The sequence below is a fragment of the Streptomyces sp. GbtcB7 genome (genome assembly GCF_019091445.1).
Taxonomy (GTDB): Bacteria; Actinomycetota; Actinomycetes; order Streptomycetales; family Streptomycetaceae; genus Streptomyces; species Streptomyces mirabilis.
The window spans coordinates 125,363-140,230 of record NZ_JAGXJM010000028.1 but is presented as its reverse complement, the minus strand read 5'-3'; the positions used below and the strand labels follow the sequence as shown (position 1 = coordinate 140,230).

Below are 14,868 nucleotides of genomic sequence, written 5' to 3'. Positions count from 1 at the left end.
GCTGTGGACAACTTCATTGCCTGAGGAACCCATGTCGTATCGTCGAAAGCGCGATTCCCGTCGGCGAGCGTCGCCGAGCAGCGCCGGCGGTCCAATGGGAGGAGCCCCCGTGACGCAGCAGGTCCCGTCGACCGAGCCGGAGCTGGCCGGAGTGCGCAACTTCCGAGACGTGGGCGGCCTGCCCACCGTGGACGGCCGGCGGGTGCGCTACGGACGGCTGTTCCGCAGTGGTCATCTCGCGCACGCCACGGAGGAGGACGCCGCGTTCCTCTCCTCTCTCGGGCTGCACACGATCTTCGACTTCCGCAATGCCGCGGACCAGAAGCTGGAGGGGCCGGACGTCGAGCTGCCGGGTGTACGGAACGTGAACCTTCCGCTCACCGACCCCGCCGACGGCGGCGAGTTCTGGAAGATGGTCCGCGACGGCGACGTCGAACAGCTGCGCGGGCACCTCGGCGACGGCAAGGCGGCGAACCGGATGATCGGTTCCTACCGCACGATCGTCAAGGAGCGCACGGCCGAGCACTCGCACGTGCTGCACGCCCTGGCGGAGGACAGCGTGCCCGCGCTGATGCACTGCGCGGCGGGCAAGGACCGCGCGGGCCTCTCCATAGCCGTGACGCTCCTCGCCCTCGACGTCGAGCGCGACGCGATCGTGGCCGACTACCTGGAGTCGAACGCGACCCACCGCCGCTACAAGGTGCGCCGCAACGGCTCCTCGGAGACGGCCCGCTCCCCCGAGGTCATGGAGCTGCTCAGCCCTCTGTTCGACGCCCGCGCCGAGTACCTGACCGCGGCCTTCGAGACGATCGAGGAGACCTGGGGCGGCATCGACGCCTACCTGGAGCGGGGGCTGGGGGTCACGCCCGAGCAGCGGGAGCGGCTGCGCGAGCGCCTGCTGGACTGAACCCTGTCGGCCTGAACCCTGGGCTACTGGTTCTGCCCGCCCAGCTCGAACAGCAGATAGATGAAGGCCGCGAAAATGTGGCCGACGGCGATGTAGATGAAGAGGCGTACCCACAGGGCGCGGGGGAACTTCTCGACCATGCGCCGCCGAGTGGCGGGGTCGGCGGATTCCGTGGGCTCCGGGGGTTGCGTGGATTCCGTCATGACAGCTCTCCCATGGTCGGGTGTCCTGCCGCCGGGCCGAGGCACAGCGCGGCGGTGGGGCTCTGCAGCAGGGTGTGTACGAAGAGGAGTTCGGCCCCCGACTGATCGGCGGCCGCGATGCGGTGCGGGGTCAGCGAGTCGAAGTGCGCGCTGTCCCCGGGCGCGAGCACCTGGGCGGTGTCCCCGAGGCGCAGCCGCAGCCGCCCCTGGAGGACGTAGAGCCACTCCTCGCCGGGGTGGACGCGCACGATGTCGCCCTGCGAGCCGTAGGGGACGTGCACCCGCAGGGCCTGCATTCCGCGGCCCGGGGCACCGGCCTGCCAGTAGGTCCAGCCGCCCGCCTTCGTCGGCTCCATGTCGGCGGCCCGGACGATCGCGTCCCGTTCGGCGACCGTCTCGCCCAGCAGCTCCGAGACCGTCGTACCGTAGATACGAGCGAGTGCGAGCAGCATCGGCAGCGAGGGCTGGCGCTGTCCCGTCTCCAGTCGGGAGAGGTGAGCAGCCGAAAGGCCGGCGGCGCGGGCCGCGGCCTCCAGGGTCAGCGAGGCCCGGCGGCGCAGCGCACGCAGCTGCGGTGCGACGGCGGGCAGCGCCTCGGCTGCTGCGGACTCGGGCGGCGTGGCGGCCGCCCCCGACTCGACAGGGCTCATGCCCTCCATTGAGCCGCATCCTTGCCTCTCGGGCAAATTTCTTGCCTCAGAGGCAAAACCACCAGCCCTGGTCGAGGCGGGCCCGTACTTCGAACCCGCCCCGATCCGGGCGGGCCCTGCTTCGAGCCCGCCCCGCCTCTTCGTGCCGCAGGGCTAGCGGTTGGCGACCGCCTGCTTGACCAGGGTCTTTCCGAAGTCCCACATCAGGCCGCCGCCGCTGTGCGCGTCGTCCATCACGGCGGTGAAGGCCTCCACGAACCGGTCCACGTCCCGTTCGCCGATGATCAGCGGCGGGATCAGCTTGATCACCTCCAGGTGGTCGCCGGAGACCTGGGTGAGGATGCGGTGCCGCTGGAGCAGCGGGACGACGACCATCTGCGCGAACAGGCCCTTGCGCGCGGCCTGCAGCATGGTCCAACGACTGCGCAGCTTGAGCGACTTGGGCCGACCGAACTCGATGCCGATCATCAGGCCCCGGCCGCGTACGTCGCTCAGCAGCTCGTACTTGTCGATGAGCGCCGCGAGCCGGGATCTGAGTTGTTCTCCCGTGGCCCGGGCGTTCGCGACGATCTGTTCGTTCTCCATCACGGAGAGCACGGCGAGGCCCGCCGCCATGGCCTGCGCGTTCGAGCCGAAGCTCGCCGAGTGCACGAGGACCCGGTCCATGGACGAGTAGACCTTCTTGAAGATCCAGTCCCTGCCGAGCGTCGCGCCGACCGGCACATAGCCGCCGGACAGCGCCTTCGCCACGCACACCAGGTCCGGTTCGACGCCCTCCTCGTGCTGGTAGGCGTAGAAGTCCCCGGTCCGCCCGAGGCCCGTCTGCACCTCGTCCGCGATGAGCAGCGCCTTGTGCCGGTGCAGCAGCTCCTGCGCGGCACGCAGATATCCGGGTGGGGCCTCGTGCACGCCCTTGCCCTGGATGGGCTCGACGATCAGCCCGGCGACATCCCCCTTCTTCAGCTCCCGGGCCAGAGCGTCCAGGTCACCGAGGGGAACGGCGGTGTCGGGCAGCAGCGGGGCGAAGCCGTCGCGGAAGCCGTCCTCGCCGTTGACGGACAGCGAGCCGGTGGTCAGCCCGTGGAAGGCGTGGGAGCAGTAGAGGATCCTCGGCCTCCCGGTGGCGTACCGGGCGAACTTGAGCGCGGTCTCCACCGCCTCCGTACCGCTGTTGCCGAAGAACACCCGGTCCAGGTGGGGACTGTGGGCGAGCAGCCTCTCGGCGAGGAGCCCGGGCAGCGGCTGGCAGTCGAAGCGGGTGAGGTCGGCGAGCGAGGCGTCCAGGACGTCGTGCAGCGCCTTGCGGACGACGGGGTGGTGGCGGCCCAGGCCCATCACCCCGAACCCGGCGAGCATGTCCAGGTAGTCGTTGCCGTCCGCGTCCCAGAAGTGCGCGCCCTCGGCCCGCTCGTACACCTTGTCGAAGCCGATGGTGTGCAGCATGCGCGGGAGCTGGTGGTTCAGGTACTTGGTGTGCAGCTCGTAGCGCTCGGCTCCGCGCTCGGCGAGGAGCGCGCCGAGGTCGAACTCCCCCTTCTCCGCAGGGTCGGTCATTCCTGTTTCTCCTTGGACAACTCATCCTCGAACGGCACGTCCTTCGACAGCGCGTCCTTGACGGCCAGACCGGCGCTGATCCGCCCGGCGATCTCGACGGGCGTGAGACCTATGTCGGCCAGCACCTCCCCGCGCTTGGCGTGCGCGAGGAACTGCTCCGGGATGCCGAAGCGCCGTACGGGCACGTCGACCTCGGCGTCCCCGAGCGCCAGCGCGACCGCCGCGCCGACGCCGGCCGCCCGGCTGTTGTCCTCGACGACCGCGACGAGCCGGTGCTCGGCGGCGAGGCCGGGCAGCGCCGGGTCGACGGGTTTGACCCAGCGCGGGTCGACGACCGTGCAGCCGACCCCACGGGCCTCCAGCAGGTCGGCCGCCTGGAGGCAGACCGGCGCCATCACGCCGACGGCGACCAGGAGGACCTGCGGGGTGTCGTCGGAGCGGTGCAGGACGTCGAGTCCGCCCAGGTGGTCGACCGCCGGGATCGCGGGGCCCACCGACTCCTTCGGGAAGCGGATCAGCGTCGGCGCGTCGTCGACGGCGACCGCCTCCCGCAGCTGCGCCCGCAGCTGGTCGGCGTCGCGCGGCGCGGCGATCCTCAGGCCGGGCACGACCTGAAGGATCGACATGTCCCACATGCCGTTGTGCGAGGCCCCGTCGACACCGGTGACCCCCGCCCGGTCCAGCACGAAGGTCACTCCGCAGCGGTGCAGCGCGACGTCCATGAGGAGTTGGTCGAAGGCCCGGTTGAGGAAGGTCGCGTAGACGGCGACGACCGGGTGGAGACCGCCGGTGGCGAGCCCGGCCGCCGACACCGTGGCGTGCTGTTCGGCGATCCCGACGTCCCACACCCGGTCGGGGAACCGCTCAGCGAACTTCCCGAGCCCCACCGGGTGCAGCATGGCCGCCGTGATCGCCACGACGTCGTCCCGCTCCTCGCCGATCCGGAGGATCTCGTCCCCGAACACCGAGGTCCAGGACGGCCCGCCCGAGGGCGCGAGCGGCTCGCACGTCAGCGGATCCATCACACCGACCGTGTGGAAGTGGTCCTCCTCGTGCGCGAGCGCGGGCTCGTAACCGCGCCCCTTCTCGGTCAGGCAGTGCACCAGCACCGGCCCGTGGAACCGTTTGGCGCGGCGCAGCGCGGACTCCACGGCCCCGACGTCGTGCCCGTCGATCGGCCCGACGTACTTGAGCCCCAGGTCCTCGAACATGCCCTGCGGCGCGAAGGCGTCCTTGAACCCCTTCTTCGCGCCGTGCAGCGACTCGTAGAGGGTGTGTCCGACGACGGGGGTGCGCAGCAGTACGTCCTTGCCCCAGGCGAGGACCTTCTCGTAACTGTCGGTCGTCCGCAGGGTCGCGAGGTGGTTGGCGAGGCCACCTATGGTCGGCGCGTACGAGCGTTCGTTGTCGTTGACGACGATGATCAGCGGGCGGTCCTTGGCGGCGGCGATGTTGTTCAGCGCCTCCCACGCCATGCCGCCGGTCAGCGCGCCGTCGCCGATGACCGCGACGACATGGCCCTTCTCGCCCTGCACCTGACGGGCCTTGGCGAGCCCGTCCGCCCAGCCGAGCGCCGTGGAGGCGTGGCTGTTCTCGATGATGTCGTGCTCGGACTCCTCACGCGAGGGATAGCCGGACAGGCCACCCTTTCCGCGCAGCTTGGAGAAGTCCTGGCGTCCCGTCAGCAGCTTGTGTACGTAGCTCTGGTGGCCGGTGTCCCACAGGATGCGGTCGACGGGTGACTCGAAGACCCGGTGGAGCGCGATGGAGAGTTCCACCACCCCCAGATTGGGTCCGAGGTGACCGCCGGTCCTGGCCACCGCGTGCACCAGGAACTCCCTGATCTCATCCGCCAGTTCACCGACGTCCGCCTCGGACAGCGCCTTCAGGTCGCGTGGTCCCCGGATGCTCTCCAGAATCGTCACGCTCGGGCCCCCTCTCGGTCCGTGCTGATCAGCTCACGGTGACGGCGGGTTCGCCGGAGGCGACGCCGTCCTTCTCCATCTGCTCGGCGATCTTCATCGCTTCCTCGATGAGGGTCTCGACGATCTTCGACTCGGGCACGGTCTTGATGACCTCGCCCTTGACGAAGATCTGCCCCTTGCCGTTGCCGGAGGCGACCCCCAGGTCCGCCTCCCGCGCCTCGCCGGGGCCGTTGACGACGCAGCCCATGACCGCGACGCGCAACGGGACCTCCATCCCCTCCAGACCGGCCGTGACCTCGTCGGCCAGCTTGTAGACGTCGACCTGGGCGCGCCCGCAGGACGGACACGAGACGATCTCCAGGCGGCGCTGCTTCAGGTTCAGCGACTCCAGGATCTGGAGGCCGACCTTGACCTCCTCGGCGGGCGGGGCGCTCAGGGAGACCCGGATGGTGTCCCCGATGCCCTCGCTGAGCAGCGCCCCGAAGGCGACGGCGGACTTGATCGTGCCCTGGAACGCCGGACCTGCCTCCGTCACACCGAGGTGCAGCGGGTAGTCGCACTGGGCGGCGAGCTGCCGGTACGCGTTGACCATCACCACCGGGTCGTTGTGCTTCACCGAGATCTTGATGTCCCGGAACCCGTGCTCCTCGAAGAGGGACGCCTCCCACAGCGCCGACTCGACCAGCGCCTCGGGGGTCGCCTTGCCGTACTTCTGCAGCAGCCTCCGGTCGAGCGACCCGGCGTTGACCCCGATCCGGATCGGGGTCCCGGCGTCCGAGGCGGCCCGTGCGATCTCGCGGACCTTGTCGTCGAACTGCTTGATGTTGCCCGGGTTCACCCGCACCGCCGCACAGCCCGCGTCGATGGCCGCGAACACGTACTTGGGCTGGAAGTGGATGTCCGCGATCACCGGGATCTGGGACTTGCGGGCGATGGTCGCGAGGGCGTCCGCGTCGTCCTGCGTGGGGCAGGCGACGCGAACGATCTGACAGCCGGACGCGGTGAGTTCCGCGATCTGCTGCAGGGTGGCACCGATGTCCGACGTACGCGTCGTCGTCATCGACTGCACCGAAACGGGTGCTCCGCCCCCGACCGCCACCGCTCCGACCTGGATCCGCCGCGACACTCGGCGTTCGGCGATCGGTCGGACCGGCACCTCGGGGAGGCCCAAGGAAACGGCGGTCATGTCGTCACCCGCGGCTTTCCGTGAAGGTCTCGCGGGCGGCGCGCAGCGACTCCTTGAGGGAGCCCATCGTGGCGAGGACTGCGGTCGGCTCGTAGCCGCAGTGCGCCATGCAGTTCGCGCACCGCTCGTCCTTGCCGCGCCCGTAGGAGTCCCAGTCGGTTTCCTCCAGGAGTTGCTTGTACGTCTGCACGTACCCGTCGCTCATCAGGTAGCAGGGCCGCTGCCAGCCGAAGAGCGAGTAGCTGGGGATCGCCCACGCGGTGCACGGGAAGTCGACCTTGCCTTCCAGGAAGTCCAGGAAGAGCGGGCTCTGGTTGAGCCGCCAGCGGCGCCGGTTGCCGCCCGAGAAGGCCTTCTTGAACAGCTCCCGGGTCTGCTGGACGCCGAGGAAGTGCTCCTGGTCGGGCGCCTTCTCGTAGGCGTAGGCGGGCGAGAGCATCATCTCGTCCACCTTCAGGTCGTCATTGAGGAAGTTGAGGACCTCGATGACGGTCTGCGGGGTGTCGGTGTTGAAGAAGGTCGAGTTGGTGGTCACCCGGAAGCCGCGCCGCTTGGCCTCCTTGATGGCCGCGACCGCCTCGTCGAAGGTGCCCTCCTTGGCCACCGACTCGTCGTGCCGCTCGCGCAGCCCGTCGATGTGCACGGCCCAGGCGAAATACGGCGAGGGCTTGAACTTGTCCATCTTCTTGCGCATCAACAGCGCGTTCGTGCACAGGAAGACGAATTTCTTCTTGGCCACCAACTGCCGCACGATTTCGTCGATCTGCGGGTGCATCAGCGGCTCGCCGCCGGCGATGGAGACCATCGGCGCGCCGGATTCGAGGACCGCTCCCACGGCTTGGGCAACGGGCATGCGCTGCTTGAGCACCCCGGCCGGGTGCTGGATCTTGCCGCAGCCCTCGCATTTGAGGTTGCAGGCGAAGAGGGGTTCCAACTCGACCAGCAGCGCGAACTTGTCCCGCTTCCTGAGCTTCTGTTCAAACAGGTACGCAGCGACCTTCATGGACTGCCGAAGCGGCATGGCCATCTGGCTCACCTCCGGGGGAGCAACAAAGAACGGTGCCATTCAAAGAAAGCGGGAAGGACGGCACGAAGAACACGGAAAGCTGATATTCCACCGCGTACTGTGCCGATTCGGACGAGTTCATGTTCTGGAGCGTCCACGACCACCCGTACGGCCGCAACCGGGCGCACGCCCGCCCGCACGGCGCTGTGGAGCGTGGCCGCGGATTCCATGTCGACCGCGATCGCGCCGGTCGCGAGCAGCTCCGACCGCTCGTGACCTCGGACGACGTGATCGGAGCCGGTGAGTGGCCCGGTGTGGACGGTGCGCCCGGGCACGGTGCGCACGAGTTCCTTGACGAGCAGTTCGGTGCCCACGCACGGGGTGCTGCCGCGTGGGTCCCGGGTCTCCTCTGCCACCACCAGGTCACCGGGGTGCATGCCCGGGGCGAGCCCCGCGCAGAAACCCGTGGCCAGGACGGCGGCCTCGCTCAGCGCCGGGTCGGCCAGGATCCGGGTGAGCGAGCGTTCGGCGGCCTTGGGCCCCATGCCGGTGCGCAGCACGGTGACGGGCCCGTCGGCCCCGGTGCGGTCACCGCTGCGCAGGGCGAGGTGCTCGATGCCGAGCGCGCAGGCGATCAGCAGCGGGGCCGGATCGGGCTTTGTGCTCATCAACCCCCCTTGACCTCGGCGAACGACTCGCCGTGGACGAAGCTCGGTTCGCCGTGGACATAGCGGCCGAGCGCGGTGAGCGGGAAGACCTGCCGGTAGAGGTGGTAGTTGATCGAGAAGTCCCACGGGAACCCGGTGCCGGTGAAGTACGGCTCGTCCCAGGAGCCGTCCGCCAGCTGGGTCTCCGCGAGCCAGGCGATCCCGCGTTCCACCGCCTTGGAGTCCCGCTCCCCCGCGGCCAGCAGGGCGAGCAGCGCCCAGCCGGTCTGGGAGGCGGTCGAGGCGCCCCGTCCGCTCCACTCGGCGACCTCGTGGTAGGAGCGCAGGTCCTCGCCCCAGCCGCCGTCGTCGTTCTGGACGGTTTCCAGCCAGGCGACGGCCCGGCGGATCGCCGGATGCGAGGCGGGCAGTCCGGCGGCCACGAGCGCCGGGAGCACCGACCCCGTTCCGTAGACGTAGTTGACGCCCCAGCGCCCGAACCACGAGCCGTCCGGTTCCTGGTGGGCGAGCAGCCACTCGATGCCCCGGCGGGTGCGCGGGTCGTGCGAGAGCCCCTCGACCGCGAGCATCTCCACCACGTGGGCGGTGACGTCGGCGGACGGCGGGTCGATGACCTCCCCGAAGTCGCAGAACGGGAGCCGGTTGGGGAAGGCGCTGGTGTTGTCGACGTCGAAGGCGCCCCAGCCGCCGTCCTTGGACTGCATACCGAGGTTCCAGCGCACCCCGCGCCCGATGGCGTGCTCGACGCGCTCCGGGTCGTGGTGGCGGACGCGGCGCAGCGCGAGGGCGACCTCCGCGGTGTCGTCGATGTCGGGGTAGTTGTCGTTGTGGAACTCGAAGGCCCAACCCCCGGGCGGAAGGTGGGGCCGCTTCACCGCCCAGTCCCCGGGCCGCACGATCTCCTCGCCGAGCATCCAGTCCGCGGCCTTCACCAGCTGCGGATGGTCGGCGGGCAGGCCCGCGTCGGCGAGCGCGATGGTGGCGAGGCAGGTGTCCCAGACCGGTGACTGACAGGCCTCGATCATCCGGGCGCCGTCCTCGCGCCAGACGGCGAACCGGTCCAGCGACGCCAACCCCTCACGCATCACGGGGTGTTGGAGGTCGTAGCCGAGCAGATGGAGCGCGATGACCGAGTACACCGCGGGTGGCTGGATGCCGCCCCAGCAGCCGTCGTTCTCCTGCCGTTCGATGATCCAGCGCGCCGCCGTGTTCATCGCGGCCCGGCGCAGCCTGCGCGGGACGACCTTGCGGTACTGGTGCAGGGCCTTGTCGAGACGCTGGAAGACCCCGTCCCAACTCGCCGCGGGAGCGAGGGGTTTGACCGGGTTGGGGTCGTGGGCGTCGGTGTGCAGCTCGTCGAGCGGGAACGGCGCGGGCCGCACCGGGCGCTTCGCCGAGACGATGGTCAGCGGCACGATCGTCTGCCGCGCCCAGCAGCCGAAGTCGTAGATGTTGAGCGGCATCCACTTCGGGAAGTAGATGAGTTCCGGCGGGAGTTCGGGCAGGTCGTCCCACTTCCACCAGCCGAACAGGGCGAGCCAGATCCGGGTGAAGACGCGGGCCGAGGCGATGCCGCCCCGCTCGCGGATCCAGGCGGCCGCCCTCGCCATGTGCGGCTCGTCCGGGCCGTCCCCGGCCAGCCGCAGGGCGACGTACGCCTCGATGGTGGTGGAGAGTTCGCCTGGGCCGCCGTAGAAGGTGGCCCAGGTGCCGTCCTCGCGCTGCTCGCCGCGGATGAACAGTCCGGCGGCGCGTGTGGTCGTCTCGTCGCGGATTCCCAAGAACTGACGGAGGAGCAGGTCCTCGGCGTCCATCGTGACGTTCGTCTCGAGGTCGCCCTTCCACCAGCCCTCCGCGTCCTGCCGTGAGAGCAGGAAATCGGTGGCGCGCTGTATGGCGTGCGTGGCGACGTCTCGGGTCTCGACTGTCCCGGCCGCCACGGGAGTCGTCTCTGGGTGGATTTCGCTGGCCGCGGCAGCGCGGGGCGGCAGTGCCCCGGTGCTTCCGTCGGTCGTCGCTGTCATGGCTTCCCCTTCGTGCAGTGGTACGACTCTGCTGGGTCCGCCGTCGGCCGGTGCGTCTGTGTCATGGGGGTCCCACCCTGTTGAGAGCTTGGGGGAGGCACCGGCCGGCGACTACGCGAGGTTTATTCGACCGATAGTGATCATCTCTTCCGTACGACGACGAAGTCGGCGAGCGCCACGAGCTGGGCCCGCACCTGGTCGGGCATCTCCACGGCGCCCAGGGCTTCGATGGCGATGGTGTGCTGGCGGCGTGCCTCCTGGGCGGTCCACTCGCGGCCGCCCGCCTCCTCGATGAGCGCGGCGCGCACGGCGAACTCCTCCTCGGAGAAGTTCTCGAAGTCGCTGGCCTTGGCGTCCTCGGCGAGCAGTTCGCCGAGCCGCTCCGAGGCGGGCCCGCCCGCGGCGAGCGCCGCCACGACCGGCAGGGACTTCTTGCGCTGGCGCAGATCGCTCCAGGTCTGCTTGCCGGTGGCCTCCGGGTCGCCCCAGATGCCGAGGAGGTCGTCGACGGCCTGGAAGGCCAGGCCGAGGTGGTAGCCGTACTTCTCCAGCGTGTCCGCGGTGCGGTCGTCCGCGCCGCCGAGGACCGCGCCGATGGAGCAGGCACAGGCGAGCAGGGCGCCCGTCTTGTTGCCCTCCATCTCCAGGCACTCCTCGACGCTGACGCGGTCGCGGTGCTCGTAGGAGATGTCCTGGGCCTGGCCGTCGATGAGGGCGCGGGTGGCGCTGGTCAGCCGGCGGGTGGCGCGGCCGGCCTCGACGGTGCCGAGTTCGAGGAGGATCTCGTTGGCCAGCGCGAACAGCGCGTCGCCGACGAGGATCGCCTGGGCGGGGCCGTGCACCTTCCAGACGGTGTCGCGATGGCGGCGCTGTTCGTCGCCGTCCATCAGGTCGTCGTGCAGCAGGGAGAAGTTGTGCACCAGCTCGACCGCGACCGCGCCGGGCACGCCGACCTCGGGGGCGGCACCGGCGGCCTGCGCGGACAGCACGGCCAGCGCGGGGCGTACGGCCTTGCCGCCGTCGCCGTCCGCGGGGTTGCCCTGGGCGTCGATCCAGCCGAAGTGGTAGGCGGCGACGGTGTCCATGGGCGACGCCAGGCGGTCGACAGCCGCCTTCAGCACCGGTGTGGCCAGGGTCCGGCCGCGCTCCAGGAGCGCGGTCACGTCCACCGCGTCGGCAGCCTTGTCGGCCGGGGGCACAGTGGGCACAGTCTCTCCTCTTGTTGCGGTACCGGGGGTGCGGGGGTCTGCCGCGCGCTCGTCGAGCATCAGGCCGCCTCCTCGAACGCGAGGAGGTGGTCGCGGGGCCGGCCCAGGGCGCTCAGCGCGGCTCCCGCCGCACCCACGCCGCTGCGGACCGCACTCTCCATGGTCGCGGGCCACCCTGTGGCGGTCCACGCGCCGGCCAGATACAGGCCGGGGGCTCTGGTGCGAGCGCCGGGCCGCAGCCGCCCGACGCCTGGGGTGGGGGCGAACGTCGCGGTGCGCTCCCTGGTCACGAAGAAGTCCTTGACCTCCGCGCCGCGCGCGGTGGGCAGCAGCCGCTCCAGCTCCGGCAGATAGCGCTCGCGCAGGACGGCGACGGGTTCGTCGATCTCGTCCTGGGCGGCCGACTGCGACAGGGCGAGGTACTGCCCTTCCCGCAGTCCGGACGCGTCCGTACGGTCGAAGACCCACTGCATCGGGGAGCCGAGGGCGGCGAAGAACGGTCGCGCGAGCACCTTCCGGTCGTAGACGACATGGACGTTGAGGATCGGCGCGGTGCCGATCTCCAGCAGCCGTTCGGGGGCTTCGAGCGCTCCCTCGGGCAGCAGATCGTGGGCCTCGCGCTGGGGTACGGCGAGGACGACGGTGTCCGCGTCGAGCGTCTCGCCGGGAACCTGAACGCTCCAACGCCCGTTCTCGTTAAGGGAGATGGAGGTGACGCGTGTACGGACTTCGGTACGCACGCCCGCGGAGTCGAGCGCCTTGCGGGCCAGGGTGTCGTGCAGTTCGCCCAGCGGGACGCGTGCCCAGCCGATGTCGGCCGCGCCCGGGTCGGACAGCAGACCGGTCTTGAACACCATCGCGGCGAGCCCGAGCGAGGAGTCGCCGGCCACCGCGTTGAGGGTGGCGACCCCCACCAGGTCCCACAGTGCCTCGACGGCACGCTCCGACTGACCGTGTTCGGCGAGCCATTGGCCGAAGTTCTGGTCGTCGAGGGCCGGATCGTCGAGATCGAGCGCTTTGAGCGCCAGTGCGGCACGGCCGACCTTGGCGCGCTCGGCGAGCGACAGATGCTGATAGGTCGCCAGGCTGCGCGCGAGATGCAGAGGTACGGGCAGCGCGCTGCGGCCGATTCTGCCGAGCCGCCGCCCGGGTTTCGCCTCGGCGTCGAGAACGGGCACGTCGAGACGATCCTGCAGGGGCGCGAGCGAGGCCCCGTCGATGCGGTCGAGGAACCAGCGGTAGGCGGTGCAGCAGCGCAGATACACATGCTGTCCGTTGTCCACGGTGAGTTCGCCGCGCTGGAAGGAGAAGGCGAGCCCGCCGAGCCGCGGCCGGCCTTCGAGCAGGGTGACACGCACCCCGGCGTCGGCCAGTGCGAGCGCGGCGGTGATTCCGGCCAGCCCGCCGCCGACCACTACGGCGGCAGCCCCTTCCGGGCGGCCCGAAGCCCCCGTGGGCTGCGTGTCCTCGCTCATCGTGCACCCTCCCCAGCGGCCGTGCCGCGGTGATTGAACGGTGCACGGCAGGCCATCGCAGTCAGGGACGCCACCCGGTGCCGGAGGGTTGCGTGCCGCTTTTCGCCGATGGAATCACCTTGGCCCATATTGTCCATCAGGTACGCCTCCTGACGGTACGCCGGGAGACATGCCGGGCGTCCAGACCGGAGAGGCCGCGCACGGCGACGTACGCCTTCTCACGCCCCGGCAGCGAGACGCGGCCGCGCAGCACGGCCTCCGGCTCGCGCTCGATGCGGTCGAGGAGCCGCCGGTAGATGCCGGCCATGGCCGCGACACAGGCGCCGCTGCGCCGGTCGAGCATGGGCAGCAGCCGGTAGCCCTCGGCGAAAAGGGTGCGGGCCCGTCGCACTTCGAAGTGGACGAGGCCCGCGAAGTCGGAGCCCTCGGGCGGGGTCGGGCCGTTGAACCCGGCCGAGCAGCCGAACTTCGCGAGGTCGTCGGCGGGCAGATAGGTACGCCCGCCCGCGGCGTCCTCCCGTACGTCCCGCAGGATGTTGGTGAGCTGGAGCGCGAGCCCGAGCGTGTCCGCATACTCCGGCGCGCGCTCGGCGCCGCGCGCCCCCGGTTCCGTACCGAACACGCCGAGCGAGAGCCGCCCGATCGCACCGGCCACGCACCGGCAGTACACCTTCAGGTCGTCCCAGGTCTCGTACGTCTCACCGCGTACGTCCATCAGGACGCCGTCGATGAGTTCGTCGAGGCCGCCCAGCGGCACCGGGAAGTACGCGGCGGTGTGGCTGAGGGCGACCGCGACCGGGTCGGTGTCGTCCTCGTCGACCCGGCCCTCGCGGATCCGGGCGAGTAGAGCCCGGGTGTCCTCGAGCCGCGCCGCCTTCACATCCGTTGCCAGCGCGCCGTCGCCGATGTCGTCGACACGCCGTGAGAACGCGTAGAGCGCCGACATCGCACGACGCTTGGGCGTCGGCAGAAGTCTGATGCCATAGGCGAAATTACGAGCCTGCTGACCGGTCACTGCCTCGCAGTAGCTGTAAGCGGCGAGTACCGGTGCGGACACGTGTTGTTCCGACTCCACGGTCCGGATCACCCCTCTCCTCGCAGAGTCACTCCCACCTCGCGCAGCAACTGGAGCTTGCCGGGCTTGGGCGGGCCGGGAAGTACGTCGTATTCGGCGGCGGCGATCGCGCGGATCGCCGCCCTTCCCCCTGCCACGAACCCCGCGAGCAGCAGCTTCAACCTGCCGTGGACGCTACCCACGAGGGGGGTGCCTTCATTCAGGAGGTGGAGCGCGCGTTCTGCTTCGTATGCAACCAGCGCGCGCACCGATGCGCCCGCTGTGGCCGTGGCGAGATCCGCCTCCTGGACATGGAAGCGCTTCATGTCCTCGGCCGGCAGGTAGATGCGGTCGCGGCCGAGGTCCTCGGCGACGTCCTGGAGGTGCTCGACGATCTGCAGCGCCGTGCACACCGCGTCCGAGCGGCGGATCCGCTCGGGCGTGGAGGTGCCGGTGACGGACAGCACCAGGCGGCCGACGGGGTTGGCGGACAGCTCGCAGTAGGCCACGAGGTCGTCATAGGTCTCGTAGCGCTTGATCAGCTGGTCCTGACGGTTGGCCGCGATCAGCCCGAGGAAGGGTTCGGGGGTGAGGTCCGCGCGGCGGACCGTGGGCTGCAGGCGGCGCAGCAGCGGGTGGTGCGGCGTCGAGTCGAACACGCGGTGCAGGTCGGCCTCGAAGGCGTCCAGGAGTACGAGACGGTCCTCGGCCTCTTCGGGCGACACGCCGAGCAGCCTGGCGTCCGCGCCGCCCGGGGCGAGGTCGCCGTCGCCGATGTCGTCGACGAGGCGGGCGAAGCCGTAGACAGCCATCAGGTCGTCGCGCCAGGCCTGGGGCAGGAAGAAGGGTGCCACGGGGAAGTTCTCGCCCGCGGCCTTGTCGAGCGTTCCGCGCTCCGTCTCACCAGTGCGCGCCGTACCGGCTTGGGTCACCGCTCGCCGCCCGGCGCGGGGACGGCACACGCGTCGCGGAGCTGGAGAGTTTCCGTAGCCATTGCCGTCACATCTC

At 70.4% G+C, this 14,868-nt stretch carries 14 protein-coding genes; 1 reads left to right on the top strand and 13 read right to left on the bottom strand.

The genetic code is table 11. The features are described from left to right. The first annotated feature begins 109 nt into the window (after positions 1 to 109). Positions 110 to 907, top strand: a complete 798-nt coding sequence (locus KVT44_RS37690; protein WP_217572010.1) for a tyrosine-protein phosphatase — start codon at positions 110 to 112, stop codon at positions 905 to 907. A 23-nt stretch (positions 908 to 930) separates the two neighbouring features. On the opposite strand, the gene KVT44_RS37685 is transcribed toward KVT44_RS37690, so the two are convergent. The 13 genes from KVT44_RS37685 to hpnC all read right to left on the bottom strand — a co-directional run bounded on the left by KVT44_RS37685 (position 931) and on the right by hpnC (position 14,792). Beyond that, positions 931 to 1,047 (bottom strand): DUF6126 family protein, encoded by a 117-nt coding sequence (locus KVT44_RS37685; protein WP_217572042.1) that lies wholly within the window; start codon positions 1,045 to 1,047, stop codon positions 931 to 933. Positions 1,048 to 1,106: 59 nt separating this feature from the next. After that, positions 1,107 to 1,760, bottom strand: coding sequence for a helix-turn-helix domain-containing protein (locus tag KVT44_RS37680; protein WP_095851334.1), 654 nt, complete (start codon positions 1,758 to 1,760; stop codon positions 1,107 to 1,109). Between the two features lie 153 nt (positions 1,761 to 1,913). Next, complete coding sequence (locus KVT44_RS37675; protein ID WP_099919493.1) at positions 1,914 to 3,314, bottom strand: aspartate aminotransferase family protein; 1,401 nt, start codon at positions 3,312 to 3,314, stop codon at positions 1,914 to 1,916. Then, on the bottom strand, positions 3,311 to 5,239 hold the full coding sequence (gene dxs / locus KVT44_RS37670; protein ID WP_190168316.1) for a 1-deoxy-D-xylulose-5-phosphate synthase: 1,929 nt from the start codon (positions 5,237 to 5,239) through the stop codon (positions 3,311 to 3,313). Before dxs ends, KVT44_RS37675 begins: the two co-directional genes overlap by 4 nt. Positions 5,240 to 5,267: 28 nt before the next feature. Beyond that, entirely contained in the window at positions 5,268 to 6,425 is a 1,158-nt protein-coding gene (gene ispG / locus KVT44_RS37665) for a flavodoxin-dependent (E)-4-hydroxy-3-methylbut-2-enyl-diphosphate synthase (RefSeq protein ID WP_054232726.1), read from the bottom strand. Between the two features lie 4 nt (positions 6,426 to 6,429). Further along, a complete protein-coding gene (gene hpnH, locus KVT44_RS37660) occupies positions 6,430 to 7,452 on the bottom strand; it encodes an adenosyl-hopene transferase HpnH (protein ID WP_099919495.1) in 1,023 nt (340 codons plus the stop codon). A gap of 5 nt (positions 7,453 to 7,457) precedes the next feature. After that, complete coding sequence (locus tag KVT44_RS37655; RefSeq protein WP_054232728.1) at positions 7,458 to 8,099, bottom strand: 1-hydroxy-2-methyl-2-butenyl 4-diphosphate reductase; 642 nt, start codon at positions 8,097 to 8,099, stop codon at positions 7,458 to 7,460. Continuing rightward, positions 8,099 to 10,123 (bottom strand): squalene--hopene cyclase, encoded by a 2,025-nt coding sequence (gene shc / locus KVT44_RS37650; protein ID WP_217572008.1) that lies wholly within the window; start codon positions 10,121 to 10,123, stop codon positions 8,099 to 8,101. The genes KVT44_RS37655 and shc overlap by 1 nt, the downstream gene beginning before the upstream one ends. Positions 10,124 to 10,263: 140 nt before the next feature. Next, the gene (locus KVT44_RS37645; RefSeq protein WP_075030353.1) at positions 10,264 to 11,391 is read right to left on the bottom strand and encodes a polyprenyl synthetase family protein; all 1,128 of its coding nucleotides are present in this window, start codon (positions 11,389 to 11,391) and stop codon (positions 10,264 to 10,266) included. Next, positions 11,391 to 12,806, bottom strand: coding sequence for a hydroxysqualene dehydroxylase HpnE (gene hpnE / locus KVT44_RS37640; RefSeq protein ID WP_217572006.1), 1,416 nt, complete (start codon positions 12,804 to 12,806; stop codon positions 11,391 to 11,393). The genes KVT44_RS37645 and hpnE overlap by 1 nt, the downstream gene beginning before the upstream one ends. Then, a complete protein-coding gene (locus KVT44_RS61155) occupies positions 12,803 to 12,934 on the bottom strand; it encodes a DUF6380 family protein (protein WP_352047760.1) in 132 nt (43 codons plus the stop codon). The genes hpnE and KVT44_RS61155 overlap by 4 nt, the downstream gene beginning before the upstream one ends. A gap of 8 nt (positions 12,935 to 12,942) precedes the next feature. Then, complete coding sequence (gene hpnD / locus KVT44_RS37635; RefSeq protein WP_054232732.1) at positions 12,943 to 13,893, bottom strand: presqualene diphosphate synthase HpnD; 951 nt, start codon at positions 13,891 to 13,893, stop codon at positions 12,943 to 12,945. Further along, positions 13,890 to 14,792 carry a squalene synthase HpnC gene (hpnC, locus tag KVT44_RS37630; RefSeq protein WP_217572004.1) on the bottom strand — a complete coding sequence of 301 codons (903 nt, stop codon included), beginning with the start codon at positions 14,790 to 14,792 and terminating at the stop codon, positions 13,890 to 13,892. The genes hpnD and hpnC overlap by 4 nt, the downstream gene beginning before the upstream one ends. Positions 14,793 to 14,868: the final 76 nt, after the last annotated feature.